The organism is Rhizobium sp. 05L429 (genome assembly GCF_056397645.1).
In genome coordinates this window covers 1-451 of record NZ_JBFTNV010000097.1, presented here as the reverse complement: position 1 = coordinate 451, position 451 = coordinate 1, and the positions used below count along the sequence as shown (strand labels likewise).

1 pseudogene is annotated in these 451 nt (G+C 64.9%); it reads left to right on the top strand.

The annotated features are described in order from the left end of the window. Nucleotides 1-451: pseudogene (locus AC1DNW_RS35480) on the top strand (DUF4082 domain-containing protein); the annotation flags it as partial.

Below are 451 nucleotides of genomic sequence, written 5' to 3'. Positions count from 1 at the left end.
CCTTCACCACCACCACGGCAAGCGGCTGGCAGACGGTAAACTTCGCAACGCCCGTCACCATCACAGCCAACACTACCTATGTTGCCTCCTACCACACGACCGGCGCCTACGTGGCGACCAACAATTTCTATACGACCGCCGTCACCAGTGGCCCGCTGACGGCGTCAGCGAGTGGCAACGGGGTCTACCGCTATGGCGGATCCGCCGCCGCAGGCATTTTCCCAAATGCCACTTACAGCGCCGCCAACTATTGGGCCGACGTKGTCTTCCGCCCGGCGTCGGTCTCCAACGCGACGCCGACGGCGGTTGCCGATGCGGGGGATGCGACCGAGAAGGGCGGTGCGGCCAATGGTTCGGGTGGCGTGGTTGCCGGGTGGCGTGGTTGCCAGCGGTAATGTGCTGACCAACGATACCGATCCGGATGCCGGCGACACCAAGACGGTCACGGCGG